The organism is Paraburkholderia tropica (assembly GCF_014171495.1).
GTDB lineage: Bacteria > Pseudomonadota > Gammaproteobacteria > Burkholderiales > Burkholderiaceae > Paraburkholderia > Paraburkholderia tropica.
This window is the reverse complement of sequence record NZ_CP049134.1, coordinates 2,831,974-2,846,924: the sequence shown is the minus strand read 5'-3', so window position 1 is coordinate 2,846,924 and position 14,951 is coordinate 2,831,974. Positions and strand designations below refer to the sequence as shown.

Annotated in this window: 14 protein-coding genes; 5 read left to right on the top strand and 9 right to left on the bottom strand. The window is 65.6% G+C overall.

Features of this window, described 5'->3' with window-relative positions:
- The first annotated feature begins 88 nt into the window (after nt 1-88).
- From G5S35_RS12820 to G5S35_RS12810, 3 genes are all read left to right on the top strand, one after another.
- On the top strand, nt 89-820 hold the full coding sequence (locus tag G5S35_RS12820; RefSeq protein ID WP_065062810.1) for a DsbC family protein: 732 nt from the start codon (nt 89-91) through the stop codon (nt 818-820).
- Nucleotides 821-945: 125 nt separating this feature from the next.
- Nucleotides 946-2,736, top strand: coding sequence for a M61 family metallopeptidase (locus tag G5S35_RS12815; protein ID WP_124261828.1), 1,791 nt, complete (start codon nt 946-948; stop codon nt 2,734-2,736).
- 222 nt (nt 2,737-2,958) lie between these two features.
- A complete protein-coding gene (locus tag G5S35_RS12810; protein ID WP_065062619.1) occupies nt 2,959-3,555 on the top strand; it encodes an FMN-dependent NADH-azoreductase in 597 nt (198 codons plus the stop codon).
- 143 nt (nt 3,556-3,698) lie between these two features.
- On the opposite strand, the gene G5S35_RS12805 is transcribed toward G5S35_RS12810, so the two are convergent.
- The 8 genes from G5S35_RS12805 to rpe all read right to left on the bottom strand — a co-directional run bounded on the left by G5S35_RS12805 (nt 3,699) and on the right by rpe (nt 11,477).
- Nucleotides 3,699-4,721, bottom strand: coding sequence for a uracil-DNA glycosylase (locus G5S35_RS12805; protein ID WP_183038357.1), 1,023 nt, complete (start codon nt 4,719-4,721; stop codon nt 3,699-3,701).
- A 242-nt stretch (nt 4,722-4,963) separates the two neighbouring features.
- Entirely contained in the window at nt 4,964-5,599 is a 636-nt protein-coding gene (locus G5S35_RS12800) for a CYTH domain-containing protein (protein ID WP_065062615.1), read from the bottom strand.
- A gap of 12 nt (nt 5,600-5,611) precedes the next feature.
- Complete coding sequence (gene trpC, locus G5S35_RS12795) at nt 5,612-6,397, bottom strand: indole-3-glycerol phosphate synthase TrpC (RefSeq protein WP_183038356.1); 786 nt, start codon at nt 6,395-6,397, stop codon at nt 5,612-5,614.
- 57 nt (nt 6,398-6,454) lie between these two features.
- Nucleotides 6,455-7,489, bottom strand: a complete 1,035-nt coding sequence (gene trpD / locus G5S35_RS12790) for an anthranilate phosphoribosyltransferase (protein WP_074987707.1) — start codon at nt 7,487-7,489, stop codon at nt 6,455-6,457.
- 16 nt (nt 7,490-7,505) lie between these two features.
- Entirely contained in the window at nt 7,506-8,081 is a 576-nt protein-coding gene (locus G5S35_RS12785) for an aminodeoxychorismate/anthranilate synthase component II (RefSeq protein ID WP_065062609.1), read from the bottom strand.
- 13 nt (nt 8,082-8,094) lie between these two features.
- A complete protein-coding gene (trpE, locus tag G5S35_RS12780; protein ID WP_065062607.1) occupies nt 8,095-9,588 on the bottom strand; it encodes an anthranilate synthase component I in 1,494 nt (497 codons plus the stop codon).
- Nucleotides 9,589-10,071: 483 nt separating this feature from the next.
- Nucleotides 10,072-10,788 (bottom strand): phosphoglycolate phosphatase, encoded by a 717-nt coding sequence (locus G5S35_RS12775; protein WP_065062605.1) that lies wholly within the window; start codon nt 10,786-10,788, stop codon nt 10,072-10,074.
- A complete protein-coding gene (rpe, locus tag G5S35_RS12770; protein WP_074987705.1) occupies nt 10,785-11,477 on the bottom strand; it encodes a ribulose-phosphate 3-epimerase in 693 nt (230 codons plus the stop codon). The genes G5S35_RS12775 and rpe overlap by 4 nt, the downstream gene beginning before the upstream one ends.
- Nucleotides 11,478-11,736: 259 nt before the next feature.
- On the opposite strand from rpe, the gene apaG reads away from it, so the two are divergent.
- A complete protein-coding gene (gene apaG / locus G5S35_RS12765) occupies nt 11,737-12,111 on the top strand; it encodes a Co2+/Mg2+ efflux protein ApaG (RefSeq protein ID WP_065062601.1) in 375 nt (124 codons plus the stop codon).
- Nucleotides 12,112-12,221: 110 nt separating this feature from the next.
- Complete coding sequence (mltA, locus tag G5S35_RS12760; RefSeq protein WP_074987704.1) at nt 12,222-13,511, top strand: murein transglycosylase A; 1,290 nt, start codon at nt 12,222-12,224, stop codon at nt 13,509-13,511.
- Between the two features lie 111 nt (nt 13,512-13,622).
- Here mltA and paaK read toward each other — a convergent pair whose 3' ends face one another.
- The gene (gene paaK / locus G5S35_RS12755) at nt 13,623-14,921 is read right to left on the bottom strand and encodes a phenylacetate--CoA ligase PaaK (RefSeq protein WP_065062806.1); all 1,299 of its coding nucleotides are present in this window, start codon (nt 14,919-14,921) and stop codon (nt 13,623-13,625) included.
- Nucleotides 14,922-14,951 lie beyond the last annotated feature (30 nt).

The following is a 14,951-nucleotide window of genomic DNA, read 5'->3' as shown; positions in this document are numbered from 1 at the left end:
GTCCGCAGCACAGTTCGCAGACCGAACCCATCCGCAACGTTTCGCGCGCATCGCATCGCGCCGCGCGCCCGAATCAGGAATGCTTCACATGCAAAAGCGTATTCGCATTGCCGCGCTCGTCCTCGCGGCGGTCGCCTCGGTGCTCGGCTGCTCGGCCCAGGCCGACCAGACTACGGACAAGATCAAGACCGCGCTGCAGTCGCGCCTCGGCATCGACAGCGGCGACATCAAGGGCATCACCAAGGCGCCGGTCGCGGGTCTCTACGAAGTGAACCTCGGCTCGCAGATCGTCTATAGCGACGCCAACGGCGACTACGTGCTGACCGGCGACCTCATCGACGCCAAGGCGCACCGCAATCTCACCGAGTCGCGTCTGGCCGAGATCAACAAGGTCGACTTCTCGAAGCTGCCGCTCGAAAACGCCGTGAAGGTCGTGAAAGGCGACGGCAAGCGCAAGATCGCCGTGTTCTCCGACCCGAACTGCCCGTACTGCCATCAGCTCGAAAGCACGCTGAAGTCGGTCGACAACGTCACGGTCTACACCTTCCTGTATCCGGTGCTCTCGCCGGATTCCACGCAGAAGGCCAAGCAGATCTGGTGCTCGTCGGATCGCGCGAAGGCGTGGGAATCGTGGATGGTGGACCGCAAGGCGCCCACGGCCGCCGGCACCTGCAACACCGCCGCGATCGACAGCAACCTCCAGCTCGGCGCGAAGATGAACGTGACCGGCACGCCCACCGTGATCCTCGCCGACGGCACCCGTCTGCCGGGCGCGGTCAGCGCGGACCGGCTCGAAAGCGCCTTGAGCGCCGCTCGCTGACGCGACACCCGACACGCCGGCCGCCTTTGCGGCCGGTGCTTTTTTTGTCCGCCGTTTTTTTGCGGCATGGTGTCGGCTGACACACCCGCCGCCGTCCGCCGAACCGAACATCACCGATCCCGCCGATGAAGCCGATCCGATACACCATCGTCCCGAAAAATCCCGCCGCGCATCTGTTCGAAGTGACGCTCACCGTCGACGATCCCGCGCCGGACGGCCAGCGCTTCATGCTGCCCGTGTGGATTCCGGGCAGTTACATGGTGCGCGAGTTCGCGCGCAACATCGTCACGTTGCGCGCCTTCAACGACGCGGGCCGCAAGGTGCGCGTGAGCAAGACCGACAAGCACACCTGGCAGGCCGCGCCCGTGAAGGGCGCGCTCACGCTGCGCTACGAGGTCTACGCGTGGGATCTCTCGGTGCGCGCCGCGCATCTGGACGACACGGCCGGCTTCTTCAACGGCACGAGCGTGTTTCTCGCGGCGCTCGGTCATGAAGAGGCGCAGCACGTTGTCGATATCCAGCGTCCGGACGGGCACGCGTTCCGTCACTGGCGCGTCGCCACGGCGCTGTCGGAGGCGCGCGGCACCAAGCGCTACGGCTTCGGCGAGTACGCGGCCATGAACTACGACGAGCTGATCGACCATCCGGTCACGCTCGGCGACTTCACGCTCGCGAGCTTCAAGGCGCACGGCGTGCCGCACGACATCGTGATCGCCGGGCGCGTGGTGGGGCTCGACATGGAGCGCCTCGCCGCCGACCTGCAGAAGATCTGCGAGGCGCAGATCGCGCTGTTCGAGCCGCGCACGAAACGCGCGCCGATGGAGCGCTACGTGTTCATGACGCAGGCGGTCAGCGACGGCTACGGCGGCCTCGAACACCGCGCCTCGACGGCGCTGATCTGCAATCGCACCGACCTGCCCGTGAAGGGCAAGCCGGAGATGTCGGACGGTTACCGCACCTATCTCGGCCTGTGCAGCCACGAGTATTTCCACACCTGGAACGTGAAGCGCATCAAGCCCGCCGCGTTCGTGCCGTACGACCTCACGCGCGAGGACTACACGTCGCTGCTGTGGCTGTTCGAAGGCTTCACCTCGTATTACGACGACCTGATCCTCGTGCGCAGCGGCCTGATTTCCGTCGACGATTACTTCGGCCTCGTCGGCAAGACGGTCGCCGGCGTGCTGCGCGGCGCGGGGCGTCTGAAGCAGAGCGTCGCGGAAAGCTCGTTCGACGCGTGGGTGAAGTACTACCGCCAGGACGAAAACGCGTCCAACGCGATCGTCAGCTACTACACGAAGGGCTCGCTCGTGGCGCTCGCGTTCGATCTGACGATCCGCGCCGAAACCAGCGGCCGCAAGTCGCTCGACGACGTGATGCGTCTGCTGTGGCAGCGCTACGGCCGCGACTTCTACCGCGGCAAGCCGGTGGGCGTGGGCGAGGACGACGTCGAAGCGCTGATCGCCGAGGCAACCGGCGTGGAACTCGGCGCGCTCTTTAGCGACGCGGTGCGCGGTACGCGCGATCTGCCGCTCGCCACGCTGCTCGAACCGTTCGGCGTGAAGCTCGAAGGCGAGCCGGAGCGCGGCGCGAAGCCGTCGCTGGGCGCGCGTCTGCGCGGCGGCGCGGAGGCCACGCTGGCGGTCGTGTACGAAGGCGGCGCGGCGCAGAAAGCCGGTCTCTCGGCCGGCGACGCGCTGGTGGCGCTCGACGGCCTGCGCGTGACCGGCTCGAATCTCGACAGCCTGCTTTCGCGTTATCAGCCCGGCGCGAAGGTCGAACTTCACGCGTTCCGTCGCGATGAATTGCGCGTCGCGCGCCTGACGCTCGATCAGCCGGAGATCGCGCGCTACAAGCTTAGCGTCACCGACAAGCGGCCCGCGCCGCGTGCCTTGCGCGAGCGCTGGCTGGCGGTTTAACGGCGGTCTGACAGCGGCAGGACAGGCACCGCCAAACGCCCGGTCGGCAGCGTGGGCGGCCCAAAACGGCTGGATCGATCTGATCCGGCCGTTTTTTTATGCCGGGGATTGTTCTACCGTTGCAACAATCCGTCATCGGCGGGGGCCTTTTTCGCGGCGCGGCAAAAAAACACAATGCCTTCACTCGCGCAACACTGCGCAAACCGACCCGAAGGAGCCACCATGACCACGATCCTGCAAATCAATTCCGCCGCCCGCTCGCAAGGCGCCCAGTCGACGCTGCTCGTCAACGAATTGACGGAGAAGCTGCAACAATCGAACGCCGGCGCGAAGGTCGTCACGCGCAACCTGCAAGCCGATCCGCTGCCGCACCTCGACGACGCCGTGCTCGGCGCGTTCTTCACGCCCGCCGATCAGCGCACGCCGGAACAGCAAGCGATCGCCGCGCGCAGCGAAGCGCTGATCGCCGAACTCCAGGCCGCGGACATCGTCGTGATCGGCGCACCGCTTTACAACTTCGGCATCTCGTCGCAACTGAAGACGTACTTCGACTGGATCGCCCGCGCCGGCATCACGTTCCAGTACACGGCGAATGGCCCCGAAGGTCTCGTCAAGGGCAAGAAGGTGTTCGTGGTCTCGGCACGCGGCGGCAAGTATCAAGGCACCCCGCACGACAGCCAGACGCCGTACCTGAAGTCGTTCCTCGGCTTCCTCGGCATGACCGACGTGAGCTTCATCTACGCCGAAGGCCTGAACATGGGCGCGGACGCAGCCAGTGCCGCTCTGGCGAGCGCACGCGAAGCCATCGCGGCTGCGTAAGGTACGCGCGGTCACGCGCTTGCGCTGCAAAGAAAAACGCCACGAAAGCGATTTCGTGGCGTTTTTTTATTGCCTGCGCGCGATGTGTGCGCGATGTGTGCGCGATGTTCGCGTGATGTATGCGCGTCTTGCGGATCCGGCGCTCAGGCGAGCACTTCGCCGACCTCGGGCAAGCGCCAGTCGATCGGCGCGCGGCCGTGGGCCTGCAAATACGCGTTGGCCTGCGCGAAATGGCCGCAGCCCAGAAAGCCGCGATGCGCCGACAGCGGCGACGGATGCGGCGCTTCCAGCACGCAATGCTCGCCGTTGCCGAGCAGCGCGCGCTTGTTCTGCGCGTGGGCGCCCCACAGCATGAAGACGAGATGCTGGTGGCGCGTGGCGAGTTCGTGGATGAGCGTGTCGGTGCAGCGCTCCCAGCCGCGTTTGGCGTGGCTCGCGGCGTTCGCGCGCTCGACCGTCAGCACGGTATTGAGCAGCAGCACGCCCTGGCGCGCCCAGGCGTCGAGACAACCGTGCGCGGGCGCGTCGATGCCGAGGCTCGCCGCGATTTCCTTGAACATGTTGCGCAGCGACGGCGGCGGACGCACGCCCGGCGGCACTGAAAACGCGAGGCCGTGCGCCTGCGGCGTGCCGCGGTCGTCGCCGTGATACGGATCCTGACCGAGGATCACCACTTTCACGTCGTCGGGCGAGGTGAGGCGCAGCGCGCGGAACACATCGGCGGGATAGACGGTCTTGCCGGCGGCGCGCTCGTCGTCGACGAAGCGGCACAGCGGCGCGTAGGTGTCGCTTGCGGTGAACGGCGTGAGCAGATCACGCCAGGCGGCGGGCAGGGCGGCGAACTGATCTTCGAGGCGCGGGGTGTCGGAAACCATGGACATGGCGATAGCGAGCTGGGTGTCGGATGCGTGGCGCTCAGGCGCGGCGTCGGGCGCGGCGACAGACGCGTGCGCGGGTTGCGCCGCGTGCGGCGGCGTCGGGTTCGCGAAGGCGGGCGCCGGGAATTCGTCGGCGTCGAACAGCGAGAAAATCGTAATCTGACGCGGATCGACCTCGGGCTGCGCCGGTTCGTCGAGCGTGGCCTGCGCGGCGTCGGGCGCTTCGTCGTCGAACAGCGAAGTCTGCACCGGCTGCGCGAGGCGCGTCGTGCGTTTTGTGGGAGTCATGGGCGGCAAGTGTCGCAGCAATCGCGCGGGGATTCAATGCAGTGCGGCGCGCGGCGCGGCGGACAGGAACATCGCGGCGAGTCTTGCAACTAACAGCGTCGTTGCGGGGCCTGCGCAGTCAGCGCGAGCGAGAAGGCGAATGAGAAAGTGAAGGCGAAGGCGACGTGCGCATGCGCGCCGCTCTCGCGTTCGGGTTTTCGTGTTCAGCCTTCGCGTTTAGCCTTTGTGCCCGGTCTTCGCGTTCAGCCTTCGCGCAGCGCGTAGCCGCGTTGCGCCTTGCTGATGTCGTCGGGCGCGAGACCCGGCAGCGCCTGCGCGAGTTCGGCCGCGAGCGCGTGCAGTGCGGCTTCGCCGTCGTCCTTCGCGGCTTTCAGTTCGAGTTCGATTTCGCAGATCGGCGTGCTGCGCGCCTCGCCGTTCACGTCCGCCGTGATCTCGCCCTGATCGACCGCCGCTTCCACCTGCGCGCCGTCGATGTCGAGCGTCCACAGCGTGCGCGTGAAATCGGTGCGAAAGAGCGGAATCAGCGTCGCGGCCGCGCCGGACAGCGCCGTCGACACGCCCGCTTCGTCGCACTCGTGCAGCAGACGGTCGATTTCGAGCGCCTCGCCCGCGACCGGCATTTCCCACTCGTGACGCGCGTGCAGACCGTTCACCGACACACCCACCGTCTTGAACGTCTGCAACCAGCCCTCGGGCGCGCGGCGCAGGCGCAGCGCGCTTTTCGCGCGCGCGAGCGCGAGCTGCGGCGTGTCGAAATAGATGTTTTCGAGCCGGATCGGATGACCCGGCGCGCCCGCGCGCGTTTCGAAGAAACGCAGCGCCGCCGCGACCTGGTCCTGCGGCAGCGCGAGCTTGATTTCGCGTTCGATACCCATGTCGCTACGCGCTCAGAAGAACATGCGCGCGAGTTCCGCGCCGGGTTGTTCCGCGCGCATGAACGCTTCGCCGACGAGGAACGTATGCACGGACAGCGCGCGCATCTTCTCGACATCGGCGCGCGACAGAATGCCCGATTCCGTCACCACGATGCGGTCCTCGGGCACGTCGTCGAGCATGCCGATGGTGGTTTGCAGCGTGGTTTCGAAGGTGCGCAGATTGCGGTTGTTGATGCCGATGAGCGGCGTCTTCAGCGTGAGCGCGTGATCGAGTTCCGCGCGGTCGTGCACTTCGACGAGCACCGCGAGACCGAGCGAATGCGCGAGCGCTTCGAGGTCGCGCATCTGAGCCGGTTCGAGCGCGGCGGCGATCAGCAGGATCGCGTCGGCGCCCATCGCGCGCGCTTCGACGATCTGGTACGGATCGACGATGAAGTCCTTGCGCAGCACCGGCAGGTCGCACGCGGCGCGCGCGGCTTGCAGATAGGCGACGCTGCCCTGGAAGAACTGCACGTCGGTGAGCACGGAGAGGCACGCTGCGCCGTGACCGGCGTACGAGCGCGCGATTTCGGCGGGGTCGAAGTGTTCGCGCAGCACGCCTTTCGACGGGCTGGCCTTCTTCACTTCGGCGATCACGGCCGCCTGGCCGTTCTCGTGTTTCGCGCGCAGCGCGCCGACGAAGTCGCGCAGATCGCGCGTGCTCGCCGCGAGACGCAGCTCTTCGAGCGGGACGCTCTGTTCCGCCGCGCGCACTTCTTCGCGCTTCACGGCGATGATTTTTTCGAGGATGTCGCTCATGGTTTCAACACAAATCGGGCTAAAAACGGTGCAGGATCAGCGCCTTATCGACGCGAATCACGCACGCTTGAACTGTTGCGTGAAGCGTACCAGTTCGTCGACTTTGGCGCGCGCGCGGCCGCTGGCGAGCGTTTCGCGCGCGAGCGCGATGCCGTCGGCGATCGAGTTCGCGACGTTGGCCGAGTAGAGCGCGGTGCCCGCGTTCAACGTGACGATCTCGCGCGCCGTGCCGGGCTCGTTCGCGAGCGCGCCGAGCAGCATCGCCTTCGATTCGTCGGCGTTCTCGACCTTCAGCGAGCGGTTCGACACCATCTGCAGACCGAAGTCTTCCGGATGGATTTCATACTCGCGAATCGCGCCGTCCTTCAACTCGCCGACCAGCGTGGCCGCGCCGAGCGAGACCTCGTCCATGCCGTCCTTGCCGTACACCACGAGCACGTGCTTTGCGCCGAGGCGCTGCATCACGCGCACCTGAATGCCGACGAGATCCGGATGGAACACGCCCATCAGCTGATTGGGCGCGCCGGCCGGATTCGTGAGCGGGCCGAGGATGTTGAAGATGGTGCGCACGCCCAGTTCGCGGCGCACGGCGGCGATGTTCTTCATCGCCGGATGATGGTTGGGCGCGAACATGAAACCCATGCCCGTTTCGGCGATCGACGCGGCCACCTGATCCGGCTGCAGGTCGATGTTCACGCCGAGCGCTTCGAGCACGTCCGCACTGCCCGACTTGCTCGACACGCCGCGATTGCCGTGCTTCGCGACCTTCGCGCCCGCCGCCGCGACGACGAACATCGACGCCGTGGAGATATTGAAGGTGTGCGAGCCGTCGCCGCCGGTGCCGACGATGTCGATGAAATTCGAGTTGTCTTTCACCTCGACGTGATTCGCGAATTCGCGCATCACGGTCGCGGCCGCCGCGATCTCGCCGATGGTTTCCTTCTTCACGCGCAGACCGGTGATGATGGCCGCCGAGAGCACGGGCGAGAGCTCGCCGCGCATGATCATGCGCATCAGATGCAGCATCTCGTCGTGAAAAATCTCGCGGTGCTCGATCGTGCGTTGCAGCGCTTCCTGCGGGGTAATGGACATGATGCTCGCCTCCGTATCAAGCGCTTTGAGTCTGCTTCAGGAAATTCTCGAACAGCGCGTGGCCGTGTTCCGAGAGGATCGATTCCGGATGGAACTGCACGCCTTCGACCGCGAGTTCGCGGTGGCGCACGCCCATGATTTCGCCGTCCTCGGTCCATGCGGACACTTCGAGACAATCGGGCAGCGACTCGCGCTCGATCGCGAGCGAGTGATAGCGCGTGACGTTGAAGTGCTTCGGCAGATCGGCGAACACGCCCTTGCAGTCGGTTTCGATCTGGCTGACCTTGCCGTGCATGATGGTTTTTGCGCGCACGACGCGGCCGCCGAACGCCTCGCCGATCGCCTGATGGCCGAGGCACACGCCGAGAATCGGCGTCTTGCCGGCGAATTCGCGCAGCACGTCGAGCGTGATGCCCGCGTGCTGTGGATTGCTCGGTCCCGGCGAGAGGCAGATGCGCTTCGGATTGAGCGCCTTGATCTCGTCGATGCTGATTTCGTCGTTCCGATACGTGCGGACGTCTTCGCCGAGTTCGCCGAAGTACTGGACGATGTTGTAGGTAAACGAATCGTAGTTGTCGATCATGAGCAACATGGTCTATCTCCGCTCAGAAGTCGCTGTCGAGGCCGTCCTGCACCTGCTCGGCGGCGCGCAGCACGGCGCGCGCCTTGTTTTCCGTTTCTTGCCATTCGGATTCGGGCACCGAATCGGCAACCACGCCGGCCGCGGCCTGCACGTACAGATTGCCGTTGTGGATCACGCCCGTGCGGATCGTGATCGCCAGATCCATCTCGCCGTTGAACGAGAGGTAGCCGACCGCGCCGCCGTAGAGGCCGCGCTTCACCGGTTCGAGTTCGTCGATGAGTTCCATCGCGCGCACCTTCGGCGCACCCGAGAGCGTGCCGGCCGGGAAGGTCGCGCGCAGCACGTCGAAGTTGCTCACGCCCGGCTTGAGCTTGCCTTCCACCGAACTCACGATGTGCTGCACGTGCGAGTATTTTTCGATGATCATCTGATCGGTCACGACCACCGAGCCAATTTCCGCGATGCGGCCCACGTCGTTGCGCGCGAGGTCGATCAGCATGACGTGCTCGGCGATTTCCTTCGGGTCGTTGAGCAGTTCGGTCGCGAGTTCGGCGTCGCGCTCGGGCGTGTTGCCGCGCGGTCGCGTGCCCGCGAGCGGACGGATCGTCACGATGCGGTCTTCGCCGCGCTGCTCCTGACGCACCAGGATTTCCGGCGACGCGCCCACCACGTGGAATTCGCCGAAGTTGTAGTAGTACATGTACGGCGACGGGTTCAGCGAACGCAGCGCGCGATAGAGCGACAGCGGATTGTCGCGATACGGCTTGGTCAGACGCTGGCCCACCTGCACCTGCATCAGCTCGCCCGCGGCGATATATTCCTTGGCCTTGCGCACGGCCGCGAGGTAATCGTCCTTCTTGAACTCGCGGAACGTTTCGGTGCGCACGCTCGCGCTCGTGACCGGCGGCTGCACCGTCGCGCGCAGACGCTGCTTGAGTTCGCGCAGGCGCAGCTTCGCCTTCGTGTACGCCTCGGGCGTTTGCGGATCGGCGTAGACGATCAGGTAGAGCTTGCCCGCGAGATTGTCGATGACCGCGACTTCCTCGGCGAGCAGCAACTGGATGTCGGGCAGGCCGAGATCGTCGGGCGGGCAGGTGTCGGCGAGCTTCTTCTCGATGTAGCGCACCGCGTCGTAGCCGAAGTAGCCGGCGAGGCCGCCGCAGAAGCGCGGCAGGCCGGGACGCTGCGCGACCTTGAAGCGCGACTGGTATTGCGCGATGAATTCGAGCGGATCGCCGTCGTGCGTTTCGATCACCTGGCCGTCGCGCACGACTTCCGAGATGCCGTTCTTCACCCGCAGCAGCGAGCGCGCCGGCAGGCCGATGAACGAGTAGCGCCCGAACCGCTCGCCGCCGACGACGGATTCGAGCAGAAAGGAGTTGGCGCCGCCGCGCTCGGGCTGCGCGAGCTTCAGATACAGCGAAAGCGGCGTTTCCAGATCGGCGAGTGCTTCGGCGATCAGCGGGATGCGGTTGTAGCCCTCGTTGGCGAGAGACTGGAATTCGAGTTCGGTCATGTTCCGATCCTGTTCGTGCTGCCGGTCGCGGCGTGTGTGCGGGCCCAGTGCGGCTCAAATAGGGGCGCGCGGTGAACGCGAAGGCGTCTGTTTTGAGTGCGGGTTGGCCGCTGGCGCTCGCTCGTGCGGCCCGCGGACGCACAAGGCGCTTGCCGGGCCGGCGTGCGGACGATCGGGGCGGTGCGTGACGTAGGCGCTGGCGGCCCGGCATGCGACGAATCGACATGCAAGGATCGCGACAGCCCACGGCAAGACCAGCCGACGGTTGACCGCAACAGTTTAGAGACGAGACACGCGCGAGAGCGCAGCGAAGTAAAAAACGGAGCTGAAGGGAGAGCGAACTTGAGACAAGCGCGCCGCTTCAGCGAACCTCGAGTGAGGTTAGCGCGACCAGCGACGCCAGGGCCAGGCTCCCCGGTCGATGCTGCTCAGACTCCGTTTTTTATTCAGAAACATGAGGATAGTTGACGTTCAGTAGAGAACTTAAGTCAGATCATTGTGCGCTGCGACCGCCTTGGCGGCGTCGAGCAGCGTGGCAACTATACCATCCGACTCAATTTTTTGTACAGGTTGACCGTGGTTGTAGCCATAGGGCACCGTGAGCGTGGCCATGCCGGCCGCGCGGCCCGCGATCGCATCGTTCTCCGAATCGCCGATCGCCACGGCCGACGCCGGATTCACGCCGAGACGCTCGCACGCCGTGAGCATGGGCAGCGGGTCGGGCTTTTTCTTCGGCAGGCTGTCGCCGCCCAGCACGACCTCGAAATAGGGCGAGAGGCCGTATTGCTGGAGCAGCTCGACGGCGAAGCGGTGCGGCTTGTTCGTCACGCACGCGAGCTTGATGCCCTGAGCGCGCAGCGCGGCGAGGCCCACTTCCACGTCCGGGTACAGATGCGTGTGGCGGCCGTTGATCTTCGCGTACTCGTCCTGGTAGAGGGCAAGCGCTTCGTCGAAACGCGCCTGGGCGTCGTCCGCGGCAAAGCGCGGAGCGAGCACGCTCTTGATCAGATGCTCCGAGCCTTTGCCCACGTAGCCCATGACTTCTTCGCGCGTGGTTTCCTCGGCGTCGAACTGGGCGAGCATGCCGTTCAGGCCTGCCGCGAAGTCGTCGGCGGTGTCGACCATGGTGCCGTCGAGGTCGATCAGCGCCGCCTCGATGCGCGGCGCGGTGAATTTGACGGCCTTGAACGGGGCGCTCATTGCGCGCCGGCCTTCACGGTGGCGAGCTGCGCGCGCATCTGGTCGATCACGGCCTTGTAGTCGGGCTTGCCGAAGATGGCCGAGCCGGCGACGAAGGCGTCCGCGCCCGCTGCCGCGATTTCGGCGATGTTGTCGACCTTCACGCCGCCGTCCACTTCCAGGTGGATCTCGCGACCGGTGCGTTCGTTGTAGGCGTCGATCTTCGCGCGCGCCTCGCGCAGCTTGTTGAGCGCCTCGGGAATGAACGACTGGCCGCCGAAGCCCGGATTCACCGACATGATCAGCACGAGGTCGACCTTGTCCATCACGTGGTCGAGATAGTTCAGCGGCGTGGCCGGGTTGAAGACGAGGCCGGCCTTGCAGCCGTGGTCGCGGATGAGCGACAGGGTGCGGTCGATGTGGTCCGAGCCTTCCGGGTGGAAGCTGATGAGGTTCGCGCCGGCCTTGGCGAAGTCGGGCACGATGCGGTCGACCGGGCGCACCATCAGATGCACGTCGATGGGCACGTCCACGTGCGGGCGGATCGCCTCGCACACCAGCGGGCCGATGGTGAGGTTCGGCACGTAATGGTTGTCCATCACGTCGAAGTGGATCCAGTCGGCGCCGGCGGCGACGACGTTGCGGACTTCTTCGCCAAGACGCGAGAAGTCGGCGGACAGAATACTGGGGGCAATTCGGAATTGCGTCATGGCGGTAAGCGGAAATTAGACGGAAAAACCGTATTTTAGCGTTAGCGCGCGGCGGCGGACGTCGGCCGGACGCACGTTGGCCATCCGGCCAGGACCCGCTGGCATCGGCTTGCGGCGGTTGCGGGGGGCTGCCGCATCAAGCAGAATGCAATTTCATGCGGCCCGCCGCGCCGGCGGCGCTTGAACACCTTGCGCCGCGTAAGTATTTGTGACCCCGGGCGTGCGACAACAGCGGGCCTGAACAGGGATTGGAAAGAGGATGAGTCAGTACGAATTTAGCGTGACGTCGCAGGTGCGCTACCTGCCCGAAGAGTCGGATCCCGAGCGCCGGCAATATGCGTTTGCGTACACGTTGACCATCCGCAACACCGGCCAGGTGAGCGCGCAGCTGATCGCGCGCCACTGGATCATTACCGACAGCGACGAGAAGGTTCAGGAAGTGAAGGGGCTGGGCGTGGTCGGCCATCAGCCGCTGCTCAAGCCGGGCGAGCAATTCGAATACACGAGCTGGGCGATGATCGCCACGCCCGTCGGTACCATGCGCGGCGCATACTTCTGCGTGGCGGAAGACGCCGAGCGCTTCGAAGCGCCGGTTGCCGAGTTCGTGCTGCGCATGCCGCGCACGCTGCACTGACTTCCGTTGAACCGTTCCCCGATTTCGCGGTCTGCTAGTCCTGACGTTCGTCGTGAGACACGTGCGGGGCACGCTTCTGCTTTTTCCTGCCCGACGCGGTCCACACGACGATGAAAATCAGCAGGAACAGCGCGAGCAGCGCTTCCAGACCAAACATGAGCATCGGGTATTCGTCGAGCAGATCAGACATGGCGGCATCCATCGAGAGCAAATATTGTATGCGTGTTTCCGCGCGCTTTTCCGCGCTGATGCTGGGATTAACGGCGCTGCGCGACGGTGTGCGACGCGGTTTCGGGCGCATCGGCGGCCTGATCGGCGCCGCATCGCTGGCGGCGCTGCTGGCCGCGTGCGGCGGGCCGAGCTACGTGCGCACCACGCCGCCCAAGGGTTCGCCCACGCTGCCTTCGCAGCTCGCGGCGCAGCGGCTCACTCCGGTTGCGTGGCAGCAGGTGCCCGGCTGGCAGGACGATTCGCTGATCGGAGCGACGGCCGCACTGCGCGCGAACTGCACGCGCCTTGCCCGCGAACCGCGCTGGCAGCGCGCCTGCGCGGCGGCTTCGCAACTCGACGACCTCGACGCATCCGGCGCGCGCGCGTTCTTCGAGTCGTACTTCACGCCCTACCAGTTCGCCAATAACGACGGCACGCTCGACGGCCTCGTCACCGGCTACTACGAGCCGCTGCTGCGTGGCTCGCGCACGCGTCACGGCATCTATCAGACTGCGTTGTACCGCTGGCCATCCGGCTATCGCGCGGGCGCCGCGCTGCCGCCGCGCGCGCAACTCGAACGCGCGGGTGTGCTGAACGGCAACGAACTCGTCTGGGTCGACGACCCGATCGAGGCGTTCTTCCTGCAGGTGCAGGGCTCGGGCCGCATCGTCATGGAAGACGGCAGCGTGATGCGCGTGGGCTTCGGCGGCACCAACAATCAACCATACAAGTCGATCGGCCGCTGGTTGCTCGATCGCGGCGAACTCACGCCCGCGCAGGCCACGATGCAGGGCATCAAGGCATGGGCTCGCGCGAATCCGACGCGCGTCGACGCGCTGCTCGACACCAATCCGCGCTTCGTGTTCTTCCGCGAGATGCCGTCGGGGGAAAGCTCGCCGCAGGGCGGCGCCGACGGCCCGATCGGTGCGCTCGGCGTGCCGCTCACGCCGGAGCGCTCGATCGCGGTCGATCCGTCGTCGATCCCGCTCGGGACGCCGGTGTTCCTGACGACCACGCGTCCGCTCACCAATACGCCGCTGAACCGGCTTGTGTTCGCGCAGGACACCGGGTCGGCGATCAAGGGCGGCGTGCGCGCCGACTATTTCTGGGGTCTCGGCGACGATGCCGGCGATCTCGCGGGCAAGATGAAACAGGGCGGCCGCATGTGGCTGCTGTTCCCGAACTCGTAAGCGGCGCGGTGCTTGAGTGCATGAAAAAAGCCGGCTGAATCAGCCGGCTTTTTTATTGGCTGAGCGCATCGTTTTGCGCACTCACCTGTGCTCGTTCGCGCTAATTTGCGCTCACTTGGGCCGCTTGTCGATCACGCGCTTCGCTTTGCCGACCGAACGCTCGATGCCGTTCACGTCGAGCACGTTGATCTTCGCCGTCACGCCGATCAGCGATTTGATGTCGTACGCGAGTGCCTTGGCGGCGGCATCCAGCGCGCCATAGTCGGGCGCCGTTTCCGGGCACGGCTCGCAGTTGAGCGTCATGACATCCATCGGGCCTTCCTTTGTGAGGATGATCTGATAGTGCGGGGCGAGCGCGGGCTGCTTGAGCAGCAGTTCCTCGATCTGCGTGGGGAACACGTTCACGCCGCGGATGATCAGCATGTCGTCGGAGCGACCGGTGATCTTTTCCATGCGGCGCATCGTGCGCGCCGTGCCGGGCAGCAGCCGCGTGAGGTCGCGCGTGCGATAACGCACGATCGGCAGCGCTTCCTTGGTGAGCGAGGTGAAGACAAGTTCGCCGAATTCGCCGTCGGGCAGCACTTCGCCGGTTTCCGGGTCGATGATCTCGGGGTAGAAATGGTCTTCCCAGATGGTCGGGCCATCTTGCGTTTCGGCGCACTCGGAGGCGACGCCCGGCCCCATCACTTCGGACAGACCGTAGATGTCGACGGCTTTGATGCCCATGCGCTTTTCGATGGCCGCGCGCATGTCGTTAGTCCACGGCTCCGCGCCAAAGATGCCGATGCGCAGCGACGAGCTGGCCGGGTCCATGCCCTGGCGCTCCATTTCGTCGGCGATCGCGAGCATGTAGCTCGGCGTGACCATGATGATGTCGGGCCGGAAGTCCTGAATCAGTTGCACCTGCTTTTCGGTCTGGCCGCCGCCGAACGGAATGACCGTGAGGCCCGCGCGCTCCGCGCCGTAATGCGCGCCGAGACCGCCCGTGAACAGGCCATAGCCGTAACTCACGTGCACCTTGTCGCCGCGCCGCGCGCCCGCCGCGCGCACCGAACGCGCGACCAGATTCGCCCAGGTGTCGATGTCCTTGGCGGTGTAACCGACCACGGTCGGCTTGCCGGTTGTCCCCGACGACGCATGAATGCGCGAGACCTGCTCCTGCGGCACCGCGAACATCCCGAACGGGTAGCTGTCGCGCAGATCCTTCTTGGTCGTGAACGGAAAGCGCGCGAGATCGGCGAGCGACTTGAGTTCGGAGGGGTGAACACCCGCTTCGTCGAACTTGCGGCGATAGACCGGCGAGTTCTCATACGCGTGGTTCAGCGACCATTTCAGCCGTTCGAGCTGAAGCGCCGCGAGTTCGTCGCGGCTGGCCGTTTCGATAGGCTCGAGCGGCAGCGGGTTAGTCATCGATGTCTCCAGTTGCTTTAGATATGAATG

Bases quoted from the DNA above. Each gene is read 5' to 3' on its own strand.
- G5S35_RS12820 (WP_065062810.1), top strand. From the start codon at position 89: ATGCAAAAGCGTATTCGCATTGCCGCGCTCGTCCTCGCGGCGGTCGCC.
- G5S35_RS12815 (WP_124261828.1), top strand. From the start codon at position 946: ATGAAGCCGATCCGATACACCATCGTCCCGAAAAATCCCGCCGCGCAT.
- G5S35_RS12810 (WP_065062619.1), top strand. From the start codon at position 2,959: ATGACCACGATCCTGCAAATCAATTCCGCCGCCCGCTCGCAAGGCGCC.
- G5S35_RS12805 (WP_183038357.1), bottom strand. From the start codon at position 4,721: ATGACTCCCACAAAACGCACGACGCGCCTCGCGCAGCCGGTGCAGACT.
- G5S35_RS12800 (WP_065062615.1), bottom strand. From the start codon at position 5,599: ATGGGTATCGAACGCGAAATCAAGCTCGCGCTGCCGCAGGACCAGGTC.
- trpC (WP_183038356.1), bottom strand. From the start codon at position 6,397: ATGAGCGACATCCTCGAAAAAATCATCGCCGTGAAGCGCGAAGAAGTG.
- trpD (WP_074987707.1), bottom strand. From the start codon at position 7,489: ATGTCCATTACCCCGCAGGAAGCGCTGCAACGCACGATCGAGCACCGC.
- G5S35_RS12785 (WP_065062609.1), bottom strand. From the start codon at position 8,081: ATGTTGCTCATGATCGACAACTACGATTCGTTTACCTACAACATCGTC.
- trpE (WP_065062607.1), bottom strand. From the start codon at position 9,588: ATGACCGAACTCGAATTCCAGTCTCTCGCCAACGAGGGCTACAACCGC.
- G5S35_RS12775 (WP_065062605.1), bottom strand. From the start codon at position 10,788: ATGAGCGCCCCGTTCAAGGCCGTCAAATTCACCGCGCCGCGCATCGAG.
- rpe (WP_074987705.1), bottom strand. From the start codon at position 11,477: ATGACGCAATTCCGAATTGCCCCCAGTATTCTGTCCGCCGACTTCTCG.
- apaG (WP_065062601.1), top strand. From the start codon at position 11,737: ATGAGTCAGTACGAATTTAGCGTGACGTCGCAGGTGCGCTACCTGCCC.
- mltA (WP_074987704.1), top strand. From the start codon at position 12,222: ATGAAAATCAGCAGGAACAGCGCGAGCAGCGCTTCCAGACCAAACATG.
- paaK (WP_065062806.1), bottom strand. From the start codon at position 14,921: ATGACTAACCCGCTGCCGCTCGAGCCTATCGAAACGGCCAGCCGCGAC.